The 25,527-nt window shown below is 36.8% G+C and carries 22 protein-coding genes; 13 read left to right on the plus strand and 9 right to left on the minus strand.

Annotated features, from left to right (window positions below; genetic code table 11):
* Nucleotides 1-5: 5 nt before the first annotated feature.
* Together Q763_RS02805 and Q763_RS02810 are read right to left on the minus strand one after the other, a co-directional pair.
* On the minus strand, nt 6-353 hold the full coding sequence (locus tag Q763_RS02805) for a translation initiation factor (RefSeq protein WP_035130984.1): 348 nt from the start codon (nt 351-353) through the stop codon (nt 6-8).
* A gap of 8 nt (nt 354-361) precedes the next feature.
* Nucleotides 362-1,309 (minus strand): isopenicillin N synthase family dioxygenase, encoded by a 948-nt coding sequence (locus Q763_RS02810; RefSeq protein WP_035130985.1) that lies wholly within the window; start codon nt 1,307-1,309, stop codon nt 362-364.
* Between the two features lie 341 nt (nt 1,310-1,650).
* Between Q763_RS02810 and Q763_RS02815 the strand changes: the two genes are divergently transcribed.
* On the plus strand, nt 1,651-3,642 hold the full coding sequence (locus tag Q763_RS02815) for an alpha-ketoacid dehydrogenase subunit alpha/beta (RefSeq protein ID WP_035130986.1): 1,992 nt from the start codon (nt 1,651-1,653) through the stop codon (nt 3,640-3,642).
* A gap of 310 nt (nt 3,643-3,952) precedes the next feature.
* Here Q763_RS02815 and Q763_RS02820 read toward each other — a convergent pair whose 3' ends face one another.
* Nucleotides 3,953-4,459, minus strand: a complete 507-nt coding sequence (locus tag Q763_RS02820; RefSeq protein ID WP_035130987.1) for a DUF2911 domain-containing protein — start codon at nt 4,457-4,459, stop codon at nt 3,953-3,955.
* 181 nt (nt 4,460-4,640) lie between these two features.
* On the opposite strand from Q763_RS02820, the gene Q763_RS02825 reads away from it, so the two are divergent.
* Both Q763_RS02825 and Q763_RS02830 read left to right on the plus strand, forming a co-directional pair.
* Nucleotides 4,641-6,560: a DUF294 nucleotidyltransferase-like domain-containing protein gene (locus Q763_RS02825; protein ID WP_035130988.1), complete on the plus strand. Its 1,920-nt coding sequence runs from the start codon at nt 4,641-4,643 to the stop codon at nt 6,558-6,560.
* A gap of 6 nt (nt 6,561-6,566) precedes the next feature.
* The gene (locus Q763_RS02830) at nt 6,567-7,172 is read left to right on the plus strand and encodes a 3'-5' exonuclease (RefSeq protein WP_035130989.1); all 606 of its coding nucleotides are present in this window, start codon (nt 6,567-6,569) and stop codon (nt 7,170-7,172) included.
* On the opposite strand, the gene Q763_RS02835 is transcribed toward Q763_RS02830, so the two are convergent.
* From Q763_RS02835 to acs, 5 genes are all read right to left on the minus strand, one after another.
* Entirely contained in the window at nt 7,173-7,616 is a 444-nt protein-coding gene (locus Q763_RS02835; protein ID WP_035130990.1) for a DinB family protein, read from the minus strand.
* A gap of 2 nt (nt 7,617-7,618) precedes the next feature.
* The gene (locus tag Q763_RS02840; RefSeq protein WP_035130991.1) at nt 7,619-8,866 is read right to left on the minus strand and encodes a tetratricopeptide repeat protein; all 1,248 of its coding nucleotides are present in this window, start codon (nt 8,864-8,866) and stop codon (nt 7,619-7,621) included.
* Nucleotides 8,863-10,182, minus strand: coding sequence for an AAA family ATPase (locus Q763_RS02845; protein ID WP_232297494.1), 1,320 nt, complete (start codon nt 10,180-10,182; stop codon nt 8,863-8,865). The genes Q763_RS02840 and Q763_RS02845 overlap by 4 nt, the downstream gene beginning before the upstream one ends.
* Nucleotides 10,183-10,260: 78 nt before the next feature.
* On the minus strand, nt 10,261-10,917 hold the full coding sequence (locus Q763_RS02850; RefSeq protein WP_157499292.1) for a hypothetical protein: 657 nt from the start codon (nt 10,915-10,917) through the stop codon (nt 10,261-10,263).
* A gap of 47 nt (nt 10,918-10,964) precedes the next feature.
* Nucleotides 10,965-12,872, minus strand: coding sequence for an acetate--CoA ligase (gene acs, locus Q763_RS02855; protein ID WP_035130993.1), 1,908 nt, complete (start codon nt 12,870-12,872; stop codon nt 10,965-10,967).
* 331 nt (nt 12,873-13,203) lie between these two features.
* Between acs and Q763_RS02860 the strand changes: the two genes are divergently transcribed.
* The 10 genes from Q763_RS02860 to Q763_RS02905 all read left to right on the plus strand — a co-directional run bounded on the left by Q763_RS02860 (nt 13,204) and on the right by Q763_RS02905 (nt 23,975).
* Nucleotides 13,204-13,812, plus strand: coding sequence for a flavin reductase family protein (locus Q763_RS02860; RefSeq protein WP_052123201.1), 609 nt, complete (start codon nt 13,204-13,206; stop codon nt 13,810-13,812).
* On the plus strand, nt 13,809-16,124 hold the full coding sequence (locus Q763_RS02865; protein ID WP_232297495.1) for an oxidoreductase: 2,316 nt from the start codon (nt 13,809-13,811) through the stop codon (nt 16,122-16,124). The genes Q763_RS02860 and Q763_RS02865 overlap by 4 nt, the downstream gene beginning before the upstream one ends.
* Nucleotides 16,125-16,139: 15 nt before the next feature.
* Nucleotides 16,140-17,756, plus strand: coding sequence for an AMP-binding protein (locus Q763_RS02870; protein ID WP_035130996.1), 1,617 nt, complete (start codon nt 16,140-16,142; stop codon nt 17,754-17,756).
* Complete coding sequence (locus Q763_RS17330) at nt 17,757-18,185, plus strand: acyl-CoA thioesterase (protein ID WP_052123202.1); 429 nt, start codon at nt 17,757-17,759, stop codon at nt 18,183-18,185. It abuts the gene before it with no gap.
* Between the two features lie 14 nt (nt 18,186-18,199).
* Entirely contained in the window at nt 18,200-19,171 is a 972-nt protein-coding gene (locus tag Q763_RS02880) for a carbon-nitrogen hydrolase family protein (protein ID WP_035130998.1), read from the plus strand.
* A gap of 26 nt (nt 19,172-19,197) precedes the next feature.
* Nucleotides 19,198-20,301, plus strand: a complete 1,104-nt coding sequence (locus Q763_RS02885) for a cupin domain-containing protein (RefSeq protein ID WP_035131000.1) — start codon at nt 19,198-19,200, stop codon at nt 20,299-20,301.
* Between the two features lie 21 nt (nt 20,302-20,322).
* Nucleotides 20,323-21,240 carry a fumarylacetoacetate hydrolase family protein gene (locus Q763_RS02890; protein ID WP_035131002.1) on the plus strand — a complete coding sequence of 306 codons (918 nt, stop codon included), beginning with the start codon at nt 20,323-20,325 and terminating at the stop codon, nt 21,238-21,240.
* A 27-nt stretch (nt 21,241-21,267) separates the two neighbouring features.
* Nucleotides 21,268-22,023, plus strand: a complete 756-nt coding sequence (locus Q763_RS02895; protein WP_035131004.1) for a maleate cis-trans isomerase family protein — start codon at nt 21,268-21,270, stop codon at nt 22,021-22,023.
* A gap of 64 nt (nt 22,024-22,087) precedes the next feature.
* Nucleotides 22,088-22,669: a GDP-mannose pyrophosphatase NudK gene (nudK, locus tag Q763_RS02900; RefSeq protein WP_035131006.1), complete on the plus strand. Its 582-nt coding sequence runs from the start codon at nt 22,088-22,090 to the stop codon at nt 22,667-22,669.
* Nucleotides 22,670-22,754: 85 nt separating this feature from the next.
* Nucleotides 22,755-23,975: a DUF763 domain-containing protein gene (locus Q763_RS02905; RefSeq protein WP_035131008.1), complete on the plus strand. Its 1,221-nt coding sequence runs from the start codon at nt 22,755-22,757 to the stop codon at nt 23,973-23,975.
* Here the strand turns inward: Q763_RS02905 and Q763_RS02910 are convergent.
* Nucleotides 23,972-25,498 carry a DEAD/DEAH box helicase gene (locus Q763_RS02910; protein ID WP_035131010.1) on the minus strand — a complete coding sequence of 509 codons (1,527 nt, stop codon included), beginning with the start codon at nt 25,496-25,498 and terminating at the stop codon, nt 23,972-23,974. The genes Q763_RS02905 and Q763_RS02910 overlap by 4 nt on opposite strands.
* Nucleotides 25,499-25,527 lie beyond the last annotated feature (29 nt).

Raw genomic sequence — 25,527 nt, forward strand, 5'->3', positions numbered from 1 at the left:
AGGTATTATCCGCCCACCCTTTTTACTTTATAACCTTCTTTATTTAGGTACTCCATTATTTTATCCCTAAAGTTTCCCTGTATAATAATTTCTCCGTCTTTAGCTGTACCACCCACTCCACAAAGTGTTTTTAGTTTTTTTGCTAAGCTTTTAAGGTCATCATCATTTCCTTCAAAACCTTTAATAACAGTAGCTATTTTACCGCCACGGTTCTTTTTATCAAGATGGGCTTCAAGCCTTTGCTCTTCATTTTCGGGAGTTTCTGTTATTTCTTCGTTTTCAAATTCGAAATCCTTATTGGTCGAAAAAACAAATCCGCCAAGATCTTCTAAACTATTTAATTTCTTTCCCATAATCTCTTTTATTTTATAAGCCCCAGTTCTACAAGTCGTTCATGTAAAAATTCACCTGCTGTAATATCATCAAACTGCTTAGGGTTATTCTCATCGATACAGTTTTCAAGACAGTTAAGCTTCATGTCAGCCACAGGGTGCATAAAAAACGGAATAGAATAACGTGAAGTACCCCATAACTCCCTTGGAGGATTAACTACTTGGTGTATCGTTGATTTTAGTTTATTGTTAGTGTGTCTTGAAAGCATGTCGCCTACATTAATTACAAGCTCATCCGGTTGGGCTATAGCATCAATCCATTCACCATCATGGTTTTGTACCTGTAAACCACGTCCCTGAGCACCCATAAGCAGGGTTATAAGGTTGATGTCCCCATGAGCAGCAGCCCTTACTGCATTTTTAGGCTCATCGGTAATAGGAGGGTAGTGTATTGGTCTTAATATACTATTTCCTTCAGATACGTACTTGTCAAAGTAAAACTCATCAATACCCAGATAAATAGACAATGCCCTTAAAACATAAATTCCTGTTTTTTCAAGCATTTTATATGTTTCTTTTCCGGCAGCATTAAAGTCAGCAAGTTCTTTAACATCAACATTTGGAGGGTATATTTTATTGTACTTTGAGTTTGGATCCAAATACTGTCCAAAATGCCAAAACTCTTTTAAATCACCTTCTTTACGGCCTTTGGCATGTTCCTTCCCAAAGGATACATAACCACGCTGTCCGCCAATTCCCGGAATTTCATACTGTTCTTTAGTTTCTAACGGAAGATTGAAAAAATCCTTTACAGAAGCATAAAGCCTGTCTACAAGTTTCTGGTCAAGAAAATGACCTTTAAGTGCTACAAAGCCTATGTCTTCGTAAGCCTTACCGATTTCATTTACAAATTTTTGCTTGCGTTCCGGGTTGTCCGAAAGGAAATCACGCAAATCTACACTGGGGATGTTTTGCATAAACTCAGTTAATTGATGTTTTATATTGTCGCTTTTCTAAGCATATAACAAAGGTAAAATAATTATTTCTGTAAAAGTTAAAAATATAAAAGCAGTAATAAACACTATGATTTTTTTGTGGTAAATAATAAAACAGTTACTAATTTTGATAATATGATAAATGAAAACCTACTGCTTATCATCAAAGCATTTTTTCATAATAATCTTATTCTTTTAGAATAGTTAGAGAAGTAAGTAAAAATTAATATTACAAACTAAAACGTTTGAAATTTTCAAATTATAACATTTAGCTCTTGTATTGTTATTTTTTATACATTTGAAGAGTCAATTCAAAACCATTTATGATTACCAGCACACTACAATTCGACAGGAAAAATTTATCCGATCAAATATTACTTGATTTATATAAAAAGCTATTAAAGCCCAGAATGATAGAGGAGAAGATGCTTATTCTTATCCGTCAGGGCAAAGTATCAAAATGGTTTTCCGGTATAGGGCAGGAAGCAATTTCTGTTGGGGTAACCGCTGTACTTAATAAAGATGAATATATTCTCCCAATGCACCGTAATCTGGGTGTATTTACTGGGAGGGATATACCGTTATACAGATTGTTCTCTCAATGGCAGGGTAAAGCTAATGGCTTTACTAAAGGTCGTGACAGATCGTTTCACTTTGGCACACAAGAGTATAAGATTATTGGAATGATATCGCATTTAGGTCCGCAATTAGGTGTGGCCGATGGTATAGCACTTGCCAATAAACTTAAAGATAACGGAAAAGTAACCGCTGTATTTACAGGGGAAGGAGCTACTAGTGAAGGAGATTTCCATGAGGCACTTAATATTGCTGCAGTATGGGACTTACCGGTACTTTTTGTTGTTGAAAATAACGGTTATGGACTATCTACACCAACCAATGAGCAGTACAGATGTGAGAATATTGCAGATAAGGGTGTTGGATATGGTATAGAATCTCATATTATAGATGGTAATAATATACTTGAGGTTTATAACAAGCTAAATGAAATAGTAGATTCTATAAGAGAAAATCCGCATCCGGTTTTACTGGAGTTTAAAACATTCAGGATGCGCGGGCATGAAGAGGCGAGTGGTACAAAGTACGTTCCGCAGGAACTGATGGATATGTGGGCAGTTAAGGATCCGGTAGATAATTATAAAAATTACCTTAAGGAAGAAGGGTTGCTTACTGATGAAGAAGATGAAGCTATAAGGGCCGAACTTAAAAAAGAAATAGATGAAAATTATCAGTTAGCATCTAATGAAGAGCCTATAGAAGCTTTATTAAGTGAAGAGTTAAATGATGTTTACAAAGAATTTATATATCAGGAAGTTAACTCAAATAATGAAGTTGATAATGTAAGGATGATTGACGCAATTTCGCAGGGATTAAAACAGTCTTTAGAGCGTCATGAAAATCTTGTGATAATGGGGCAGGACATTGCCGAATATGGTGGAGCATTCAAAATTACAGACGGCTTTGTAAAAGAGTTTGGTAAAGACCGTATCAGGAATACACCTATATGTGAATCGGCTATTGTTTCTGCAGGTATGGGGCTTTCCATTAACGGGTACAAGTCGGTTATTGAAATGCAGTTTGCCGATTTTGTTTCTACGGGATTTAACCCAATTGTAAACTATTTAGCAAAAGTACATTACAGATGGCAGGAAAATGCCGATGTTGTAGTGCGAATGCCTTGTGGTGCAGGTGTACAGGCAGGGCCGTTTCACTCACAAACTAACGAAGCCTGGTTTACCAAAACACCAGGTTTAAAAGTGGTTTATCCGGCGTTCCCTTATGATGCTAAAGGTTTGCTAAATACAGCAATAAACGATCCTAATCCGGTAATGTTCTTTGAGCACAAAGCCTTATACAGAAGTGTTTATCAGGATGTTCCTAAAGATTATTATACATTACCGTTTGGTAAAGCGTCCTTGCTTAAAGAAGGTAACGATGTAACTATCATATCTTTTGGTAGCGGTGTTCACTGGGCTTTGGAGGTTTTAGAAAAGAATACTGATATAAAAGCCGATTTACTGGATTTAAGAACACTACAACCATTAGATACCGAAGCTATTTATAATTCAGTCAAGAAAACTGGAAAAGCAATCATACTTCAGGAGGATACAATTTTTGGTGGAATTGCCAGTGATATATCTGCAATGATAATGGAAAATTGTTTTGAATATCTTGATGCTCCGGTAAAACGTATTGGTAGTATTGAAACAGCAATTCCGTTTACAAAAGCGCTTGAAGATCAATATTTACCAAAAAACAGATTTGAGTCTGAATTACTACAATTATTAAATTATTAAAAATAAAAAACCTCTGCCGGTTTATTTGCTCCCTAAATTCGGCAGAGGTAAAATTAAACTAATGCTAATTTTTAAATTAGTTAAGTAACGCTACAATATTAGTTAACAGATTTTATAATTGTTTTACAAGTACTTTTAATTTTTATTAAAAAGAATAAATGGACTCTAACTGTTCGGTTTTATTAAAATATTGCATTTGAAATATAATATACATTATGTAAAATAAAATTTAACTTTAGCCTATTAAAGGTTCTATAAATAAAAAACTCCGCTTAATACAAGCGGAGTTTTAATAAAGTAAAATTCTTTATTATTTTACACTGATTGGAATTTCAAGATATTCCCAAGTTAAAGTTACATTGTTACTGTTTACACTGTACTCTAAGCTTTCAGTTAGATTTGTTTTCTTTTTAGGCTTAACTGTTACACGAAGCTGATCTTGTGAAGAATCATATTTAGAAGCTGACATACTTCTGTCTTTACCAAAAATAATTGTGAAGTTTCCTTCTTCAGGAATTATGTAAAAAGAATATTTACCAGCAGGAAGTTTTTTTCCTTCAACAGTAACTTCTCTGTCAACAGCAAATACTGTTGGAGCATTTGCACCTGCTCTCCATACTTGACCGTAAGGAACAAGTCCGCCCCATATTTCTCTTCCTCTTACAGACGGGCTGCTGTAAATAATATTGATGTTAGCCTCATTTATTTTTCCATATGCTGATGCTGCCGGACTTAATGGTTTTTTATCCTGAGCACTGGCTAAAACTGTAAAAAATACAGTAAACAATACGGTTGCAATTTTTTTAGAAATTTTCATGTTCACTAGTTTTGAAAGTTAATCCTGTAAATTTAATAACATTAATTAAATGATGAATTTTATTTTTAGTTTATTTTAAGCTTTTAGCATATTTTTTTAACAAACAATTGATTTATAAGATTGTAATTTCTTTGCAACGAATGTTAAAAAGTAGTATTTTTAATTACTAAATCGCCTTTTTATGAAAAATCCTGTTGCTGAGAATGTTGCTAAATTTTTAAAGCACTTCCCCCCTTTCAGTAGTATGACTTTTGAGGAATTGTTTAGTATAGCTAATCTATCTAAAATAATTTATCTCGAAAAGAATCAGATACTATTTAAAGGTGGTGAGGAAACACATGAAAATTTTTATGTAGTTAAGAGTGGTGCTGTTGGTTTATCATTAACCTCAGACGCTGAAGAAACTCTGGTAGATAAATGCGACGAAGGCGATATATTGGGATTAAGACCTTTTTTTGCTAAAAATCATTACTTAATGACTGCAAAAGCACGGGAAGACTCAATTATATGCTCTGTACCTATAGCAGTATTTGAGCCTTATATAACAGAAAATAAGGAGGTTTTAAAATTCCTTCTTCAAAGTTTTGCTTCTCATACACGTAATCCTTATGATAAGGAACATAGCGGAAAACTGATTTCGGAAAACATGATATTTGCTGAACATACTACTGATATACAGTATTTTCAGCCCATAAAATATACTAAAAACCCTGTTACAGCTAATCTTGATGATGTTGTTATGTATATAGCTAAAACTATGTCTACCAGCTCTATAGGTAGTGTTATTATACAAAAAGACCAGTTACCTATAGGTATAGTGACCGACAGGGATTTACGTTCTAAAATAGCTACAGGACTTTTTCCTATAACAATTACAGCTGATAAGATAATGACAGCTCCGGTTATCACTGTACCGGAAAATATTTCAGTAGCCGAAGCACAAATGCTTATGCTCAAGTATAACGTTGGTCATTTGTGTGTTACAAAAGATGGTACAGATAAATCTCAGGTAACAGGTATTATATCAGAACATGATGTAGTTGCCGCACAGGCTAATACTCCGGGCATGTTATTAAAACAAACCCGCCGTGCTTTTGATGCCAAAGAGCTAAAAGTTGTTCGTGACAGGATGACTGAACTGATACAAAATTCAATAGACAAAAATATACCGGTATCTCATATAACTAACATAGTAGCTGAAATAAATATTGCTATTACCAGAAGAGCTATTGAACTTGCTATTCAGGAAATGGGAGCCCCTGCTCCTGCCCGTTTTGTTTGGTTAAACATCGGCAGTCAGGGACGTAAAGAACAATTATTACTTACAGATCAGGATAACGCTCTTATTTTTGAAGACATAGATTCTAATGAATATGAAACGGTTAAGAGTTATTTTCTTGTTCTTGCCGATAAGGTTGTACGAATGCTTAATAATGTAGGTTATGAAATGTCTCCCGATGATGTTATGGCCAATAATCCTAAATGGTGTAAATCAGTAACCGACTGGATTAAACAATATAATATATGGATTAACTCTCCTGAAGAGAAAACAGTACAGTTAAGTACGCTGTTTTTTGATATGGACTTTTTATACGGAACTCCTGAAATAGAACAGGTTATTACAGATAATATTGAGAAAAGCATACAGCAGAATAAAAAGTTTTTTGCTTATCTTGCGGCTGATGCATTAAAAAATCCGGCACCATTGGGCTTTTTCAGGCAGTTTTTGGTTGAGAATGATGGGGAACACAAAGATACTTTTGATATTAAAAACAGAGCTTTAGAACCTCTTGGCGATGCGGCCAGAGTATTAGCTCTTAGCCATAACCTTGTAGATTTTACCGGTACATACCAGCGTTTTAAAAAACTGGCTGAACTGGAGCCTGAAAATGAGGAACTATATACTAATTGTGCCGATGCTTTTAATGTATTAATGCGTTTTAGGACGGAAGAAGGTTTAATAAGTAATTCTGACGGTAGATACCTTAACCTAAAAGAGTTATCAAAATCTGACAGGCTTAAACTTAAAAACTGTTTTCAGCCTATAAATGAAATACATGATCTTTTAAAAAACCGTTTTTCTCTTACATATATCAACTAATATAATATGGCATTAGACTGGCTGATAGGAACTAATTTACCTCAATTTTGGAAAAACTACCTTACTCATTTTGAGAAGGATGATAATCATGAAGTACATAAACGTTATGTAGTTTTTGATATGGAAACCAGCGGACTAAACTGGAAAGACGATGTTATCCTTTCCATTGGTGCCATTGGTATAAATGATAATGCCATTGAGATTGGCGACTTTTTCGAGATTTTTATAAAACAGGAAAAATTCAATTCACACTCGGTAGCATTTAGTGATGTTATTAAAGATGATGATGAAAAGTTTGTAGAAGCCGAAGCTATTATTCAGTTTCTAAACTTTATAAAAGATGCCACACTTGTTAGTCATAATATAAACCTCGATTTAGAAATGATTAACCAGGCATTAAAAAGACTTGAACTGGGTCGTCTTAAAAATACGTTTATGGACACCAATGCTCTTTTTCAAAGATGGCAACACCATGTACAGGATACTCAGGTAAGTCTTGATGAAGTGTGTGATGCCCTTAAAATAAAAAAGAGCGACAGGTTAACAGCATCCGGTAATGCATATACTACCGCTCTGGTATTTTTAAAGCTTAAGTCGAAGCTTGGGATTTAATTATCTTTTGTAAAAAATATAATCGGTTACTAATGGAGTAATGCCATACTCTTTATAATCGGTGGCTATTTGTCCTCTGTGATATGTGGAGTGGTTAACAATATGAAACAAGATATCTTTAACGGTATTAGTATACTTATCTCCTTTTGAGTTTTTATAACTTAGTGCTTTAGAAAAGTCATATGACTCAAGTATTTCAATTGAAGTATTGTAATTATTTTTATTAATGTGTTTGAGTTCGGTTAAACCTCTCATTGCCCAAACAGAGGTTGCACAGGGCTTCTCCTCTATTCTGTGATTCCAAATTTCATGAGCATTAATAGTATGATTAATAAGTTTTAATGACTTTTCTGGTAAAGTGACTTCAGAAGACAAAAGAGCATTTATTACCATTTCATTAAAATGAAAAGTATATTCAAACATCTCTTTAAAAAAATCTTTCATAATCAGTTTTTACGATTAATAGAAAAATAGTTTCCAAGAAACTGAAAAGCAAGAAATCCGAAAAAGTATATAATAGCTATATTATCGGGTACTATATGATTTATAAAAGTCTGTAATACAACATATCCACCTAATAAAAACATTATGATGTTATAACCAACAAATATGTTTTTGGGCTGATTAAATAGTTTACTAACTGGAATCATCATAGTAAAAGTAAATATGGCGAGTATTAAAAAAGCCTGATCTTTACTTATAAAATAACCTATAACACTTAATATTGATGTTCCTAAAAAGATGCCAACAAGGGAAGACGACATTTTTTCCTCCTTACTAAGCAGGTGCTTACCGTAATAATTAAGACGCAGAAATAAATTACTTACAGGACCTATTATCCAGGTAGAAAAAGCAAATAATGCCAATAGTATTATTATAGGTATAAGGAATGGTCTTAATGTTTCGTTGTTTGCTGCTACACGTTGTAGAAATTTTGTACCAAAATAAAATCCTAAAATAACCCCCCATTGATATTTAGAGGTAAGGTTTGACATCCAGAAAGAATATTTTAAAAACAATCTGTAAAAAACAAACCTTGCCTTAAGTGCTTCAACCATACCGGCTTGAGCAAAACTGTTATCAGGATCATTTCTTAATGCTTCACTAAAATGTTCTAAAGCCTTTTTCTTATCTCCTTTTTCAAGCAATCCCCATCCGTAATTTGCATGTGTGTGCGCGTTGTTAGGATTTTCGTGTAAAGCCTCTTCAATAGTTCTGAAAGACTCATCTTTATTATTTAATTTTAGCAAGGCAGTACTCCTCATATTTAATGCAAATACATTATCGGGAGCTAAACTTAAAGCTCTGTCGGCTGCATCAAGTGCGTCCTGAAATTTCTTTTGAGCCAATAATATATTCGACAGAATAACATAATTATTCTCATCTTCAGGAAGTAAGCTTATAGCAGTATTAGCATATTTCTCTGCTTCCTTGTATTCATCTTTATAAAGATAAATCCTTGATTTTAGATAAAAAAGAGAACTCTCATCAGGACTTAAAGCAATAGCATTATTAACTAACTCTTCTGCTTTATCATATTTTTTTTGCTGAAAGTTTGCTTCACTTAACAGCGTAAGTGTATCAATATCGTTAGGGTTTTGAGTAAGTAACTGTCCTAAAATATTTTCTGCTTCACTATACCTTCCCTGTTGTAGTAATAGAGCTGCTTTTTGAATTAAACCGTCGGTTATCATTTTTTAATTTTTAGGTAAGATAAAACATCATCATACAGTCCTGATTCATTAGCATATAAAGCAAAGTTTCTGGCAGATACAAACCACTCTTTAGTACTGGCTTTATGGACTTTAATAGCCTTACTTATATCCTTATCTTTAATAGGTTCGGGGATTCCCGTTTTAAAAGACTCCTCCAGTTTACTTTCAATAGATATATCTATAACAGCCTCAATATCTGCCCCCGAATAATCGGGAGTTGATTTTGCCAGTTTTTTATAATTAATACTTTCTTTTGGCTTATCGTTCAGTTTAATTTCAAAAATTGATTCTCTTGCTTCCTCATCCGGCGGCGGAATAAAAATTATCCTGTCAAATCTGCCCGGTCTTCTAAAAGCCGGATCCAGGTGCCACGGTGCATTTGTAGCTCCAAGCACAAGTATACCGTCGTTATCAGACTCTATACCGTCTAATTCCTGTAAAAACTGATTAATTAAGTGCCTTGAACCCGAGTTTTTCATATCACTCCTACTGGCTCCAAGAGCATCTATCTCATCAAAAAACAGTACACAGGGTTTATTTTGTCGGGCAACTTCAAAAATTTCATGCAGATTTTTCTCACTGTTACCAATCCACATATCTAATATATCATTAAGTCCTACACTAATAAAATTAGCCTTAATTTCTCCGGCGGTAGCCTTTGCTATATAGGTTTTACCACATCCGGGAGGACCATATAACAAAATCCCTCCTCCTGTTTTTTTACCATAGGCCTTATACAAATCGGCGTGGTTAAGCGGATGAATGATTTTAAGTTCAATTTCCTTTTTTATTTTGTCCATCCCTCCTACATCTTTAAAGCTTATAGTAGGTTTAGTTAAAAATTTATGGAAGTCAGACTCTTCATCAATATCGTCTTCAGTAATCTGTATATTACCGGCACGCAGTTCGGCATCAAGTTCTTCGTCTCTAAAAGCAGGCACAAGTTCCAGTACATGCTTATAGGTTTCTCTTGCCTGTGCATGCATGTCTTCTTTTAAAAGTGTTTTGGCATACAATACAAGTAGGTTAACGTTATCTGGGTATAACCTTAATGAATCTTCAAGTATAACACTACAGGTTGCATATTGTTTTTGCCTGTAATAGGTAGTAGCAAGACCCAAGCGTATTACCGAATTGTCCTGCATTCCTAAAAGTTCTTTATACTCCTTTTCGGCTTCTTCAAAACGGTTAAGTGCCAAAAGGCTTTCGGCTAAATGTATTTTTAAAGGGATATTATCAGGTGAATATTTTAAGGCCTCCCTTAAATTATTTATAGTGGAATCATCCATACTCATTACTCTCTCTTTTTACTCTATTCTATATATAGCTTAAAAGTAAGCTAAAAAGAATAACACAAATCAATTATTTTTAATTTAATATTGGCATCCCCGTTCTAAAACAAGAATCTTTCTCAACTTCTCGTATTTAACAAGAACCATTTTTTCGACAGACTCACTGTCTTTAACAATATAGGTTTGCCTGAATAAACCGCTTGGTAACTCTTTACCTGATGCCCAGCAAAAATATGGAATAGTTCCGGGCGTTACATTAGGCAGGTGGAAATCGGTACTTTTTTGAATTATAAAGTGCCTCTCTCCTGTTTCAGCAGCAGCTTTTTTATCTACAGTTCTAATTACATAGTGCTGTAGCGTATCTTTTTTAATTATAGTATCGTTAAGCTTTTGAAAATCAAAGCTCACTACGGCATTTTTAGCCGATGTCAAATCCTGTTTCTCTGTTGAAGAACAATTTACAATAAGATCTTCCTCTTCAAAAAAACGGGCTTTATCCATTTTTAAAATGGCTTTTTGTCCGGAAGCGTGCAGGAATGTTAATGTTACCTGTTTGCCTTTATCCAGTACCGAGAGTATATAACTATTATCTTTTGAATTTGAAAATTCAAAAGTTTTCTCGGCATCAGCCTTTTCTGTTTTAATGAATTGATACTCTGTAAAGGTATCAAACTCGTATCGCTGCCCAAATCCGGCGAAGGATATAAGCAGCAATAGCAATAAAAAGTGTTTGTTCATTAGTTTGGTTGGTGGTTGTTTAGTTTTTTAGTTGGATTTGTGTTATTCTATATTCTTTCGTTTTTTATTTCATCTACAATTTCAGGGTTTAACAATGTGGTGGTATCTCCAAAGTTAGAGAAGTCACCTTCGGCAATTTTTCTTAGTATACGTCTCATAATCTTACCCGAACGTGTTTTAGGTAAACCTGAAACGAATTGGATTTTATCCAGTTTGGCTATTGGACCAATATGGCTTGATATATGTTCGTTAATTTCTTTTCGCAGGTTATCCCTGTTCCTGTCTTCACCTGATTCCTTAAGGGTAATAAAGCCATAAAGCGCATTACCTTTAACTTCGTGTGGGAATCCAACAATAGCCGATTCTGCCACTGCAGGGTGTTCGTTAATAGCATCTTCAATAGGTGCCGTACCGAGGTTGTGACCTGATACGATTACAACATCATCTACCCTACCTGTAATTCGGTAATACCCTACTTCATCACGAAGGGCGCCATCTCCGGTAAAGTATTTACCTGGAAAAGCGGTAAAATAAGTTTCTTTAAATCGTTGATGATCTCCCCAAATGGTTCTTGCCATACCCGGCCAAGGGAATTTGATACATAAACTACCTACTACCTGATTGTCTTCAATCTCATTACGTCTTTCATCCATAAGTACAGGCTGTACTCCCGGTAACGGTAACGTGGCATAAGTAGGTTTTGTTGGTGTTACAAATGGTATAGGTGAAATCATGATACCGCCTGTTTCAGTTTGCCACCAGGTATCAACAATAGGAGATTTTTTCTTCCCTACGTGGTCATTATACCAGTGCCATGCTTCTTCGTTTATAGGCTCTCCTACAGAACCGATAATCTTAAGAGATGAAAGGTCATATTTATCTACCCATTCCCAGTTTTCTTTTGCAAGTGAACGGATAGCCGTTGGCGCAGTATAGAACTGCGTTACTTTATGCTTGTCAATAATCTCCCAAAAGCGTCCGAAATCAGGATATGAAGGTACTCCTTCAAATATTACGGTTGTAGCCCCGTTTAGTAACGGACCGTATACTATATATGAGTGTCCGGTAATCCAGCCAATATCGGCAGTACACCAGTACACATCATTTTCTTCATAATTAAATATATTCTTAAAGGTATAAGCCGAATAAACCATATATCCTGCAGTAGTATGCATCATACCTTTAGGCTTACCGGTAGAACCCGATGTATACAGGATAAATAATGGATCTTCAGCATCCATTATTTCTGCAACATTGTTAGATGGAGCACTGTCCAGTAATGGCTGTAACCAGTAATCCCTACCCTCTTTCATGTTAACTTTACTGTTAGTACGTTTAACAACAAGAGTTTTTTCTACGCAAGGGCATTTTTCCAGCGCTTCATCAATTATACCTTTTAAATCGATGGTTTTGTTTCCTCTAAAACCACCATCAGAAGTAACTACCAGTTTACATTGTAAATCAAGCACTCTTGACGTTACAGCTGAAGCAGAAAAACCGGCAAAAATTACAGAGTGTACCGCTCCAATACGTGCACAGGCAAGTACGGTAATGGCCAGTTCAGGAATCATAGGGAGGTATATACATACCCTATCCCCTTTTTTTACGCCCTGATCACGCAGCACATTAGCCATTTTTGTAACCCTTTCATAAAGCTCATTATAGGTTATATGTTGCGCTTCCTCATCAGGATTATTAGGTTCAAATATAATAGCGGTTTTCTCCCCTCTTTTAGCTAAATGCCTGTCTATACAGTTTTTAGTGATGTTTACTTTTGCATTAAGAAACCATTTAACTTCCGCCTCCTGCATATCAAACTCTACAACCTTATCCCATTTTTGATACCAGGTAAAGTTTTCGTCGGCAATTTTATCCCAAAATTTTCGTGGTTCTCTAATAGACTTATTATAGTGTTTAAAGTATTGTTCCAGACTTTTTATCTGATAGTAACTCATTTTTCTTGCGGTTTAGGTTAATAAGTGTCATATCGACACTAACAAAAATACAATAATAAGGTTATTGCCCTATGGCTTTTTAAATATTTTCCTCCATTTTTTTGATAAAGCAAAAAATATATTTTTAACCCAATATTTTTATATACTATATAATTTTAAATATATTTTTTTAAGAAATATGTAAATTATAAATTTGCTGTTAATCAGTAAAATAATAGTCTAATAAAACATAAATGTTAGATATTTATTTATAAAACATATTTTTATAACATAAATCTGTAAAATTTGATAATATTTTTTTCTTTTATTTGCAGTAAATATTACACTTCTAATGATAATTGATCCTTTAAATATAAGCCAAAGCGAAGTTTATAAAATACTAAGCGGATCGGTAATACCAAGACCTATTGGCTGGGTTTCCACAATAAGTGAAAACGGTGTTCCTAATCTGGCACCTTTCTCCTTTTTTAATGTAGTTGGTGAAGATCCGCCACATGTTATGTTTTCTACCGTAAGACCCGGAGATTCTAATAAGGATACTTTAAATAATGTGTTGACTACAAAACAGTTTGTGGTTAATATGGCTACTGAAGATTTGGCTGAAGCTGTAAACAACAGCTCGGCAAGCCTTCCACCTGATATAAATGAGTTTGATTATGCTGGAGTGACTCAGGCTCCCTGCTCTAAAGTTAAAGCTCCCAGAGTGTTAGAAAGCCCGATAAGTTTTGAATGTGAACTAGTACATCACTACTCTCTTGAAGGCCATAAACATGGCGGTGCTACTATTATGATAGGACGTGTAGTAATGTTTCATATAGATGAAAGCGTATTGCTTGATAATTATAAAATTAACCCGGAAACATACAGACCTATTGCCCGACTGGCAGGTTCTAACTATGCAAAACTGGGTGAGATATTCTCAATAAAAAGACCTCAATGATGAAAATAACAATTGTAGGCGGAGGCCCCGGAGGCTTATATTTTTCGATACTTACAAAAAAGGCAATCCCCGATTGTGATATAACAGTTTACGAACGTAATAAGGCAGATGATGCCTTTGGTTTCGGAGTGGTGTTTTCTGATGAAACCCTTAGCGAGTTCCTTACCCGAGATCCAAAATCGTATGATTTGATCAGAAACCGTTTTGCGTACTGGGACGAACTAGATGTAGCCCGAAACGGTGAAAAAGTGCGTATTACCGGTAACGGTTTTTGCGGTTGTTCCCGCAAAACATTATTACAGCTTTTACAGCAAAGATGCCTTGAAGAAGGTGTTAACCTTAAGTTTGAAGCTAATGTGGATGATATATCCCAGTTTAAGGATTCAGATATTATAGTAGCTGCCGATGGTATTAACAGTGCGATACGTGAAAAGTTTGCTTCTGATTTCGGAACTAATATAGAACTGCAAAGCAATCGCTTTGTATGGATGGGATCTACAAAGCCACTGGATGCTTTTACTTACTTCTTTAGGGAAACACCACATGGTACATTTGTAGCACATACCTATCAGTATGAAGAAGGAATGAGTACCTGGATTTTTGAAACGACTGATGAAACCTGGAATAAAGCAGGTTTTAGTGTTACAGATGAGCAGGACACCATTAATAAAATATCAGAGATTTTTAAGGATGAACTAGATGGTCATCCGCTAATTACTAACAGATCACACTGGAGACAGTTCCCTGTTATTACCAATAAAAAATGGAGTGCCGGTAATATTGTTTTACTGGGGGATTCAAAAGCTACGGCCCACTACTCTATCGGGTCGGGTACCAAACTGGCAATGGAATGTGCCATAGCACTGGCCGATTCGGTAATAAAACATAAAACTGACACCAAAGCTGTTTTTGAGAACTACGAGAAATTACGCCGCAACCGTGTTGAAGTGATTCAACATGCCGCTAATGTATCTCTGGAATGGTTCCAAAACATGGATAGGCACATACAGCATGATTTTATGCAGTTTACCTTTAGTGTAATGACAAGAGCCAAAAAGGTAACTTTTGAAAACCTTGCACTACGCGATCCTTCTTTCCCTAAAAAAGTACTGGCAGAATTCAATACGAATGCAGGAAACGAAAACCTGCAAACTTCTCCGGCTTTTACACCTTATAAATTAAGGAATATAAAATTGGAAAATAGAATAGTTATGAGCCCTATGGAGCAGTATTCTGCTGTTGACGGACTTGTAAACGACTGGCATCTTATGCATTATGGTTCAAGGGCTGTAGGTGGTATCGGTCTAATTTTAACCGAAGCTACAGCTATTTCGCCAACAGGTAGAATTACCCTTGGATGCCCTGGTATATGGAACGATGAGCAGGTGGAAGCGTGGGAAAGGGTAACCGATTTCATTCATCTGAACAGTGCTGCTAAAATCGGAATCCAAATAGGACATTCGGGAAGAAAAGGTGCTGTTAAGTTCCCTTGGGAAGGTAATAACTCCCCCCTTGATAATGCATGGGGACTCATGTCGGCCTCTCCTATTCCGTTTAACGATAAAATGGCTGTACCAGTAGAAATGACTCAGGAAGATATGGATATCATAACTTCTGAATTTGTTACGGCAGCCCAAAATGCTGACAAGGCAGGGTTTGATATGATTGAGCTACAGGCACATCATGGTTTCCTGCTTGCTTCTTTCCTCTCTCCTTTAACAAATACGCGTACAGATGATTTTGGCGGTAGCATTGAAAATAGACTTAATTTTCCTATAAGAGTTTTTAAGGAAATGAGAGCTGCTTTTAATAGTGATAAGCCTATGAGTGTACGTATTTCGGCCTGTGACTGGGCTGAAAACGGTATAACAGAGGCTGATGTAATCACAGTTTCAAAAGCTTTTAAAGATGCAGGAGCCGATATAATTAACGTATCTACAGGATTAACGGTTGCAGATCAAAAACCTGTTGTAGGCAGAATGTGGCAAACACCATTCTCTGACATGGTTAGAAATACAGTACATGTACCGACTATTACAGCCGGATACATTCAGGATATAGATCAGATCAATACGATACTTTTAAACGGACGTGCTGACTTGGTTGCACTCGGAAAAACATTATTGTTAGATCCGTCATTTGTTAGGAATGCACAGGCATATGAACAGCATAAGGCTGATAATCTTGAAGCTTTAGGCATACCTAAGCCCTACTCTTTTGCAACATCACACTTATATCCATACCGTGGAGGAGAACGTAAAATGCTGGAAGGGATGAAAAAGGCATTAAAACCATTAACGCATAAAAAGTAATTAAGCATTACAGCAATGAAATATTACGAAGATAATTTTGCACACGACCATTTACCTGCTGCTGAGCTACAGGCACAATGCTTTACAGGACATCCTGATTTTGAGTTTCCTGAAGATTTAAATTGTGTAGAAAAACTGCTTGACAGACATATTGCCGAGGGAAATGGCGATAAAATAGCCATAAGGACTTTTGATATGCAATGGACTTACAAAGACTTATATGAAAAGTCTAACCAGATAGCACATGTTTTAGTTGAAAATATGGGACTGGTTCCCGGTAACAGGGTACTTATCAGGTCGGCAAATAATCCTATGTATGTAGCATGCTGGTTTGCTATACTTAAAGCGGGTGGTATTGTTGTAGCAACTATGCCTCTACTTCGTGAAAAGGAACTTAGTGTAATGGTTGAAAGCGCCGAGATATCGCATGCTTTTTGCGATTATCGCCTTGAAGACGAAATGATGTCAGTTAAGAGTCCGTTCCTGAAACAGATCATTACTTTTGACGGTTCAGGTAAAGGAGTTTCTAAACTGGAAACACTAATGGCTCAAAAACCAAAAGAATTCAGTAATTACAAATCAAAATCAGATTCACTTTCTATTATAGGCTTTACGTCGGGCACTACCGGAAAGCCAAAAATGACTTCACATTACCACAAGGATATATTATTGATATGCGAGGCATTCCCAAAATACTCCTTACAACCTACTCCTAATGATGTTTTTATTGGTAGTCCGCCATTAGGTTTTACCTTTGGTTTGGGTGGTTTGGTATTATTCCCGTTTTATTTTGGAGCATCTACATTTTTAATCGAGAAACCATCTCCTGACTTGCTTTTACAGGCTATTCAGGATTATAAGGTAACAATATGTTTCACTGCTCCTACTGCATGGAGGATACTCACACAAAAAGCGAATGGATATGATATTTCATCACTTAGAAAATGTGTTTCTGCCGGAGAAACCCTTCCTGTTAAGGTGTGGGAAGACTGGTATAACACTACCGGACTGAAAATTATAGACGGTATAGGTTCTACAGAAATACTTCATATCTTTATTTCATCTAATGAAGAGAACATGCGTGTTGGCGCTACAGGACTACCTATAAGAGGGTATGAAGCTATGATAGTTGATGAAGATGGAAATGAGCTGCCAAACGGAACTCCGGGAAGACTTGCTGTGCGTGGTATAACCGGATGTAAGTATCTTAATAACCCTGAAAAACAACAGCAGTATGTTCAAAATGGCTGGAATATTACCGGAGACATTTTTAAAAAGGATGATGACGGCTATTTTTGGTTTGTGGCTCGCGGAGATGATATGATTATTTCATCTGGATATAACATTTCGGCTATTGAGGTTGAAAACGTACTGATCACCCACAGCGATGTTGCCGAATGTGCTGTAGTAGGATTACCTGATGAAAACAGAGGTATGGTGGTTTGTGCCTACCTTGTACTAAAAGATAAAAATAAAGCCTGTAACGAACTTACCAAAGCCATCCAGGATTGGTTTAAAGAAGTTGCAGCTCCTTATAAATACCCGAGAGAAATAAAGTATGTCGATGTGTTACCTAAAACAGAAACAGGTAAAATACAGCGATTTAAATTAAAAAATACAGTTCAGGCATAAATGGAAAAAGCATTTATTAAGAAAGAGAAAGTACGTTTTCAGCATGTGGATTATGCAGGTATCGTTTTTTACCCGCGTTTTCTGGAAATGCTAAACTGCCTTGTGGAAGATTTTTATGAAGAAGCACTAGAGCTTCCGTTCAAAAACATACATAAAACAGGCGGTATACCTACTGTTGATTTAAAAATACAGTTTAAAAAAGCTGCCCGTCTTGGCGATGAGCTTACCAAATACCTTTGGCTAAAAAACATTGGCGGGTCATCTATGGTGTGCGGGTTTAAATTTGAGCATGAAGATGGCTCTACATGTCTTGAAGGTGAAGTTACACTTGTAAAAGTTGATTTCCTGAACGACAGAGGTGATATAAAAGCGAGTCCGTTTACAGATGCTATGCGAACTGTACTGGAGAGATATAAATCAGAGAATTAATAATTCGAAATATAATGTTAGAATTACCAAAATTTAAAGCTGCTGCCGTACAGGCTGCTCCCGTATTCCTTAATGTGGAAGCTACGGTAGATAAGGCTTGTTCCATTATTGCAGAGGCATCGGGTAACGGAGCATCATTAGTTGCTTTTCCTGAAGTGTTTGTTGCAGGTTATCCTTACTGGAACTGGATAATGACTCCGGTACAGGGAAGCAAATGGTATGAGGTTTTATACAAAAACTCTATCGCAGTACCGGGGCCTGAAGTAGCCCGAATTTGTGAAGCAGCAAAAGAACATAATTGTCATGTGGTCATAGGTGTAAACGAGCGCGGACAAAGCCTTGGTGAATTATATAATACCAACTTAATTATAGATAACAAAGGTAACCTTGTAGGGAAACACAGAAAACTGGTGCCTACCTGGGCTGAAAAGCTTACCTGGACTGGTGGTGACGGTTCGTCCCTTAAAGTATACAATACAGAAATAGGACCTATAGGTACGCTTGCCTGTGGAGAAAACACCAATACATTAGCACGTTTTACACTTCTTAGTCAGGGAGAACTTATACATATAGCCAATTATATTTCGTTGCCCGTTGCCCCGCCTGATTATAATATGGCAGAAGCCATTAAGATAAGGGCTGCGGCACACTCATTTGAAGGTAAACTTTTTACAATTGTATCGTGTTCTACCATTACTCAGGAGATAATGGACGTAATGAAAGAGGATGTGCCTAATGTGGAAGAACTGTTAACCAGAAAAAATAGTGCATTCTCAGGTATTATAGGGCCTAATGGCGCCGTAATTGGAGAACCGCTAATTGATGATGAAGGTATTGTTTATGCTGATATCGACTTATCAAAATGTATTCAGCCAAAACAAATGCATGATATATTAGGGCACTATAACCGCTTTGACATATTTGATTTAAAGGTTAATACTGCTCCTAAAAAGAATATAACTTTTACCGATAATCTGGAAGAATAAACATTCAACTTAAAAACTATATTAGTATGGATACAAAATACGATGACAGTGTACTGGGCCGTGCAAGAGTACAGGACACTCCGGAATTAGAAGCCTACTATGCCGAACTGAACAAACTTGGCGCCGGTGCTTTATGGACCGTAGCAAACGATATTGAACCCTGGGAACCAAAACCTTCGTCGGTACCTATGTTATGGCGCTATGAGGATTTAAGAGAATTGGTTTTAAAATCATCAGAGCTCGTAACTCCCGAACAGGCCGGAAGACGTGTTGTTTATCTTGTAAACGATAAACGCAGGGATGTAAGTGCTGCTGTAGGCTGGCTTTACACCGGTATCCAGGTAACAAGACCCGGAGAAAGCACTTCTGCTCACCGCCATAAAGCCTCTGCCCTTCGTTTTATTATGGAAGGAGAAGGTGGTTATACAGTTGTAGATGGTAATAAGATAATGCTGGAAGTCAACGATTTTGTTATTACTCCAAACAGTACATGGCATGAGCATGGCGTTGAAGAAGGCGGAAAGACCTGTATTTGGCAGGACGGACTTGATATTCCGCTTGTAAATGCGCTTGAAGCTAACGACTATGCTGTTCTTGATGGTAAACAACCGCTTGAAAAACCCGTTAACTTCTCTCCGCTTACATATGGAGGTGCAGGACTTGTACCAGCCGATCAGGATTGGAATAAACCTTACTCTCCACTTTTCAAATATTCATGGAAACAGGTATATCCTGCCTTGCAGGAAGCTGCAACAGTTAATGAAGGTTCACCTTATGATGGTGTACTGATGCATTATACCAACCCTGTAACGGGTGGCCATGTAATGCAGACTATGGGAGCTTCTATACAAATGTTACGCCCCGGAGAGCATACCAAAGCCCATAAACACACCGGATCGTTTGTATATCAGTGTGCCAAAGGCAAAGGTTACTCTATTATAGGCGGAAAACGCTATGACTGGAAAGAAAGAGATATTTTCTGTGTACCTTCGTGGGTATATCATGAGCATGTTAACCTTTCGGAAACAGAAGATGCGTGCCTGTTCTCGTTTAATGATTTACCTGTGATAGAATCATTGGGGTTATATCAGGAAAAAGCACATCCTGACGGGTTCCAGACAGTTGAATAATAATATTACAAACAAACAATAATGAAATTAGTTACTTACAGAATAAACCATACGGCCTCAAGCCTAGGATTTATTGAAGATAATATGATAGTTGATGCCGAAAAACTGGGGCATTTAAAACAGAGTCCGCTTCCTAATAATATGCTTGATTTTATTGATTTAGGTGAAAACGGAATTAAGCAGGCTGTTCAGTTATTAAATACTGCAACTAAAGAGGAATTGGAAGAGTGTTCTATACCATTAGGAAACGCTACCCTACTTGCTCCTATCCCAAGACCAAGAAAAAATATCTTTGGTATCGGTCTTAATTATACTGAACACGTTGCAGAATCGGCTCGTTCACTGGATACTTCAAAAGATCTTCCGCAACAGCCGGTTATTTTCTCTAAGCCTACAACAGCCGTAACCGGACCTGAAACAGATATTATCCACAACCAAAAAGTGACTCAACAACTGGACTATGAAGTAGAACTTGCTGTTATTTTAGGCAAAGGCGGAAAAAACATAGCTAAGGAGAATGCTCTTGACTGTGTTTACGGTTATACTATAATCAATGACATTAGTGCCAGAGACTGTCGCCGTGCAGGGCAATGGATTGTGTCTAAAGGTCAGGATACCTTTGCGCCTATGGGGCCTGTACTGGTAACTAAAGATGAGATAAAAGATCCGCATAACCTTAATTTATCCCTTAAACTTAACGGAGTAGAAAAACAAAACTCAAATACTAAATTCATGTTGTTTAATATAAACGACCTGATTCATGATTTGAGTACGGTGTTTACACTTGAAACCGGAGACATAATTGCTACAGGTACACCAGCGGGTGTTGGCGCAGGAAGAACTCCGCAGGAGTTTATGTGGCCGGGTGATGTTGTAGAGGCAACAGTTGAGGGAATTGGTACGCTTAAGAATACCATTATAGATTCTGAAAGCTTATAATTAAAACTTAAAGTATAACTTTAGATAATGAGTAATAAAGTATATAGAATAGGTCAGATAGTTCCAAGTTCAAATGTAACGATGGAAACAGAAATACCTGCCCTGTTACGTTCTCGTGAAACTATAGCGCCAGAACGTTTTACATTCCATTCCAGCAGAATGAGGATGAAAAAAGTAACTAAAGAAGAACTCGAGGCAATGGACGCTCAGAGCCTAAAATGTGCTCAGGAACTCTCTGATGCGCGTGTGGATGTTATGGGGTATGCCTGCCTTGTAGCTATTATGAGTATGGGACGTGGTTACCATTGTGTATCGGAAACTAACTTGCATGAAGAGACCGTTAAAAACGATGCCCCTGCCCCTGTTGTTACCAGTGCCGGAGCATTAATAAACGGACTAAAAGTATTAGGTGCTAAAAAAGTAGCAGTTATTACACCATACATGAAACCACTTACCGAAATGGTTGTTGATTATATTGAACATCAGGGATTTGAAGTGGTTGATTATATAGCTCTTGAAATACCGGATAACCTTGAGGTTGCTGCACAAAACCCTAAAAACCTTTTAGGTATTTACAGAAGGCTTAACCTAGAAGGTGTAGATGTTATTGTAGCATCTGCATGTGTACAAATGCCTTCTCTTGAAGCTATTGACGCTATTGAGAAAGAAAGCGGAATCCCTGTAACTTCGGCAGCAGTATGCACTACATACGAAATGCTTAAAAAATTAGGTTTAGATACCAAAGTGCCTATGGGTGGTGCTTTATTAAGCGGGAAGTACTAAATTTTATCAGTATATTTGAAATGGATTTTCCCCTCCTTAGTGAGGGGAATTTATTTTTAGGTATATGGAAGAAAAAAATGTAAAAGTAATATCCTCTGAACTTCTATCAGATAACTGGGGAATATTACGTAAAGTAAAATACGATTTTAAGCTACAGGACGGAAGTTGGCAGCAACAGGAGCGCGAAGTATATAATCGCGGTAACGGAGCTGTAATACTGCTTTATAATAAGGAAAAAGGTACTGTTATACTTACGCGTCAGTTACGTATACCTACTTGGTTTAATGGTAATGCAGACGGGATGATGATTGAAGCCTGCGCTGGGCTTTTAGATGAGAATGATCCGGAAGAATGTATTAAACGTGAAACACAGGAAGAAACAGGTTACAGGATTACCGAGGTTAAAAAGATAATGGAGGTATATATGTCTCCCGGATCTGTTACCGAAATAATATATTTTTTTACAGGGGCCTATTCCGCAGATATGAAAATTAGTGATGGCGGTGGTGTGGAAAGTGAACATGAAAACATAGAAGTACTTGAAATGCCGTTTACACAAGCCATTGAAATGATTAAGAATGGCGAAATAAAAGATGCTAAAACCATAATGCTGTTACAGTACGCTCAGATTAATGATTTAGTGTAGAAACAGTATAACTTTAAACAAACAGCCGTGTTTAACATTTTTAAGCACGGCTGTTTTGTATTTTTACATATTCATAATTTATAGAATGAAACACTCCGGATCAGCCGATTTACCATTACATAACGGACATGTACCTCTTTGGCTTTCTGAAAGGATGTCAAAACTGGGGCTTTCTATTATGGAAACTATTGTAATGGAATTTTCTGCAGCCGAGGCTATAAATAAATTATCCAATCCGTTTTGGTTTCAAAGCTTTGGTGCTGTTATGGGTATGGATTGGCATTCATCGGGTATAACCACTTCTGTATTGGGAGCTTTAAAGCGTTCGGTAAATCCGCATGCTAAAGAGTTGGGTATTTATATTTGTGGCGGCAAGGGCAAACACTCCACTAAAACTCCTGAAGAATTGCTTGCCGTAGGCTATAAAACCGGACTGGACGGTTTTCAACTGGCTAAATTTAGTAAGCTTACTGCTAAGGTTGATAATACGGCTATACAGGATGGGTATCAGTTATACCAACATAACTTTATAGTTACAGATAAAGGTGATTGGTGTGTTATACAGCAGGGAATGAATGACAGTAATGCTATGGCGCGCAGATACCATTGGCATTCAAAAGACCTGCAATCGTTTATTGATGAACCCCATACGTTTATATATGGTAAGAATAAAGGAGAGATTTTAAACCTTACAGCTCATAATGCAGCTTCGGCAAGGGAAAAGTCATTGGTTATAGCAAATGAGAATCCGGAAAGGATATTGAAGGAAATAAACCATTTGGTAATGCCCAGTCACCATGATGTACGTATGAAAGACGTAAACATGAAACGTTTAGGCGCCATGCTTTGGGTAGCTCATGAAAATAAGCCTGAAGATTTTGAAAGTCTGTTAATGCTTAAAGGAATGGGGCCACGCTCATTACAGTCGTTGGCATTGGTAAGTGAAGTAATTTATGGTACCCCTACCCGATTTGAAGATCCTGCCCGTTTTTCTTTTGCTCATGGCGGTAAAGACGGACATCCGTTTCCGGTGCCTGTAAATACCTTTGATGAAACAATCAATACGCTACAGACAGCCATTCAAAAAGCAAAAATCGGTAACAGCGATAAAATGCATGCTATCAGGAAACTTTCTGAAATATCATGGGAAGCAGAAAAAGGATTTAGCCCTAATGAGAATTTTGATGCTTTAGTACAAAAAGAAAGGGATGAATCATATAAATATGGTGGCAGAACTGTTTTTGGAGAAGCACAGCCTCCTAAAAAAGACAAACCTTCTTCAGGAGGGCAGCTATCGTTATTTTAATCTTCTTCCATAGCATATTTCCTAAACAGCTTACCGATGTTGGTGCCAAGTCGGGTTCTATAGTCTTCCATAAGCCATTTACGGTAATTTTTTGTAGTTCTTGTAAGCAGGTTAGAGTACTGTTTAACCCTGTATTCAATATCCGGTTCAAGTAGTTTAGCCAGTTTACGGGCTTCGGGTATAGTCTCACTATTTTCAACACACATTTGAGCGTGTTGCATGATAGACTTATCGATAACCGTTTTCGGTTTCATTTTTAACTCAGCAGCGACTTTAAATTCGTCTTCAACATCAAATTCCACATCGTCAGAATTAGGAAATTTATTCCTTATCTCCTCAGGCATAGTATAAACGTGAAGGCTTTCTATTTCAGCATCGGTACGAATACTATCCAGAAATAATTCAGGATTTTTAAAAATGTAATGCCAGTCTACCGGGTCACTCCATAAACCGAATCGCTGTGCGTTATTACCTAAATCGATTACAGTAAATGTATCTTTCCCCGGGAGTTTACGTGAACCACGCCCTATCATCTGGAAATACAATGTTAATGATCGTGTCGCTCTGTTAAGGATAATAGTCTCTACCGTAGGCTCATCAAAACCGGTTGTTAAGATAGAGACCGACGTTAATATAGCATCTGGAGTGTTTTTAAACCAGCTTAATATCTTTTTACGCTCCATTTCGGGCGTTCTGTTATCAAGGTGTTTAATAGGTAATCCGGCAGCTTTAAAGGTTTCATATACATATAATGATGTATAAATACCGTTGTTAAATATCAGGGTTTTTTTACCTTTTGAACGGTAATCATAAGCCTGTAGCAGCAAATCCTGCATAACGGCACGCGAATATAGTTCGTCAGACGAAGCTACCGTATAGTCGCCATTAATACCAAGCTTTAGAGATGTAAGTTCTACATCATAATCATACATTGCTGCTTTAGCCAGGTAACCTTTATCAATAAGCGACTGGATAGGTTCTCCTGTTATCAGTTCGCTATAGGTTTCATACATCGGTAAATCGATGTTTGAACTTAGCGGAGTAGCTGTTACTCCCAAAAACAAAGACTTTTTGAAAAATGAGAACAGTTTTCTAAACGAGTTGTAGTGTGCCTCATCTACAATTACAAGTCCAACATCATCCATGTGGAATTTTTTATCCTTAAGCCTGTTGTTTAAGGTTTCTACCATGGCTACATAGCACGAGTATTCATTGTCATGTGGCAGTTCTTTTACGCTGCTGTCTATAACAGTGTTTTTAACCCCAAAGCTTTTAAGCATTTTTGAGGTTTGTTTACTAAGCTCTATTCTGTGCGTAAGTACTAATACCTTACGCTTATATTGTTCTAAGTATCTGCGGGCTATCTCAGAAAAGATTACAGTTTTTCCTCCACCTGTAGGTAACTGGTACAACAGATGATAGTTATCAGGCTTGCCTTCAAACTTTTCGAAAATCGTGTCTATATCGTTTTTCTGATATTGGTACAGCTCTTTCCTGTCTACTTCCTTAACTTCTCTTTCCATACAGTTCGATAAATACCAAAAATAAGGTG

The sequence above is a fragment of the Flavobacterium beibuense F44-8 genome (assembly GCF_000769915.1).
GTDB classification, from domain to species: domain Bacteria; phylum Bacteroidota; class Bacteroidia; order Flavobacteriales; family Flavobacteriaceae; genus Flavobacterium; species Flavobacterium beibuense.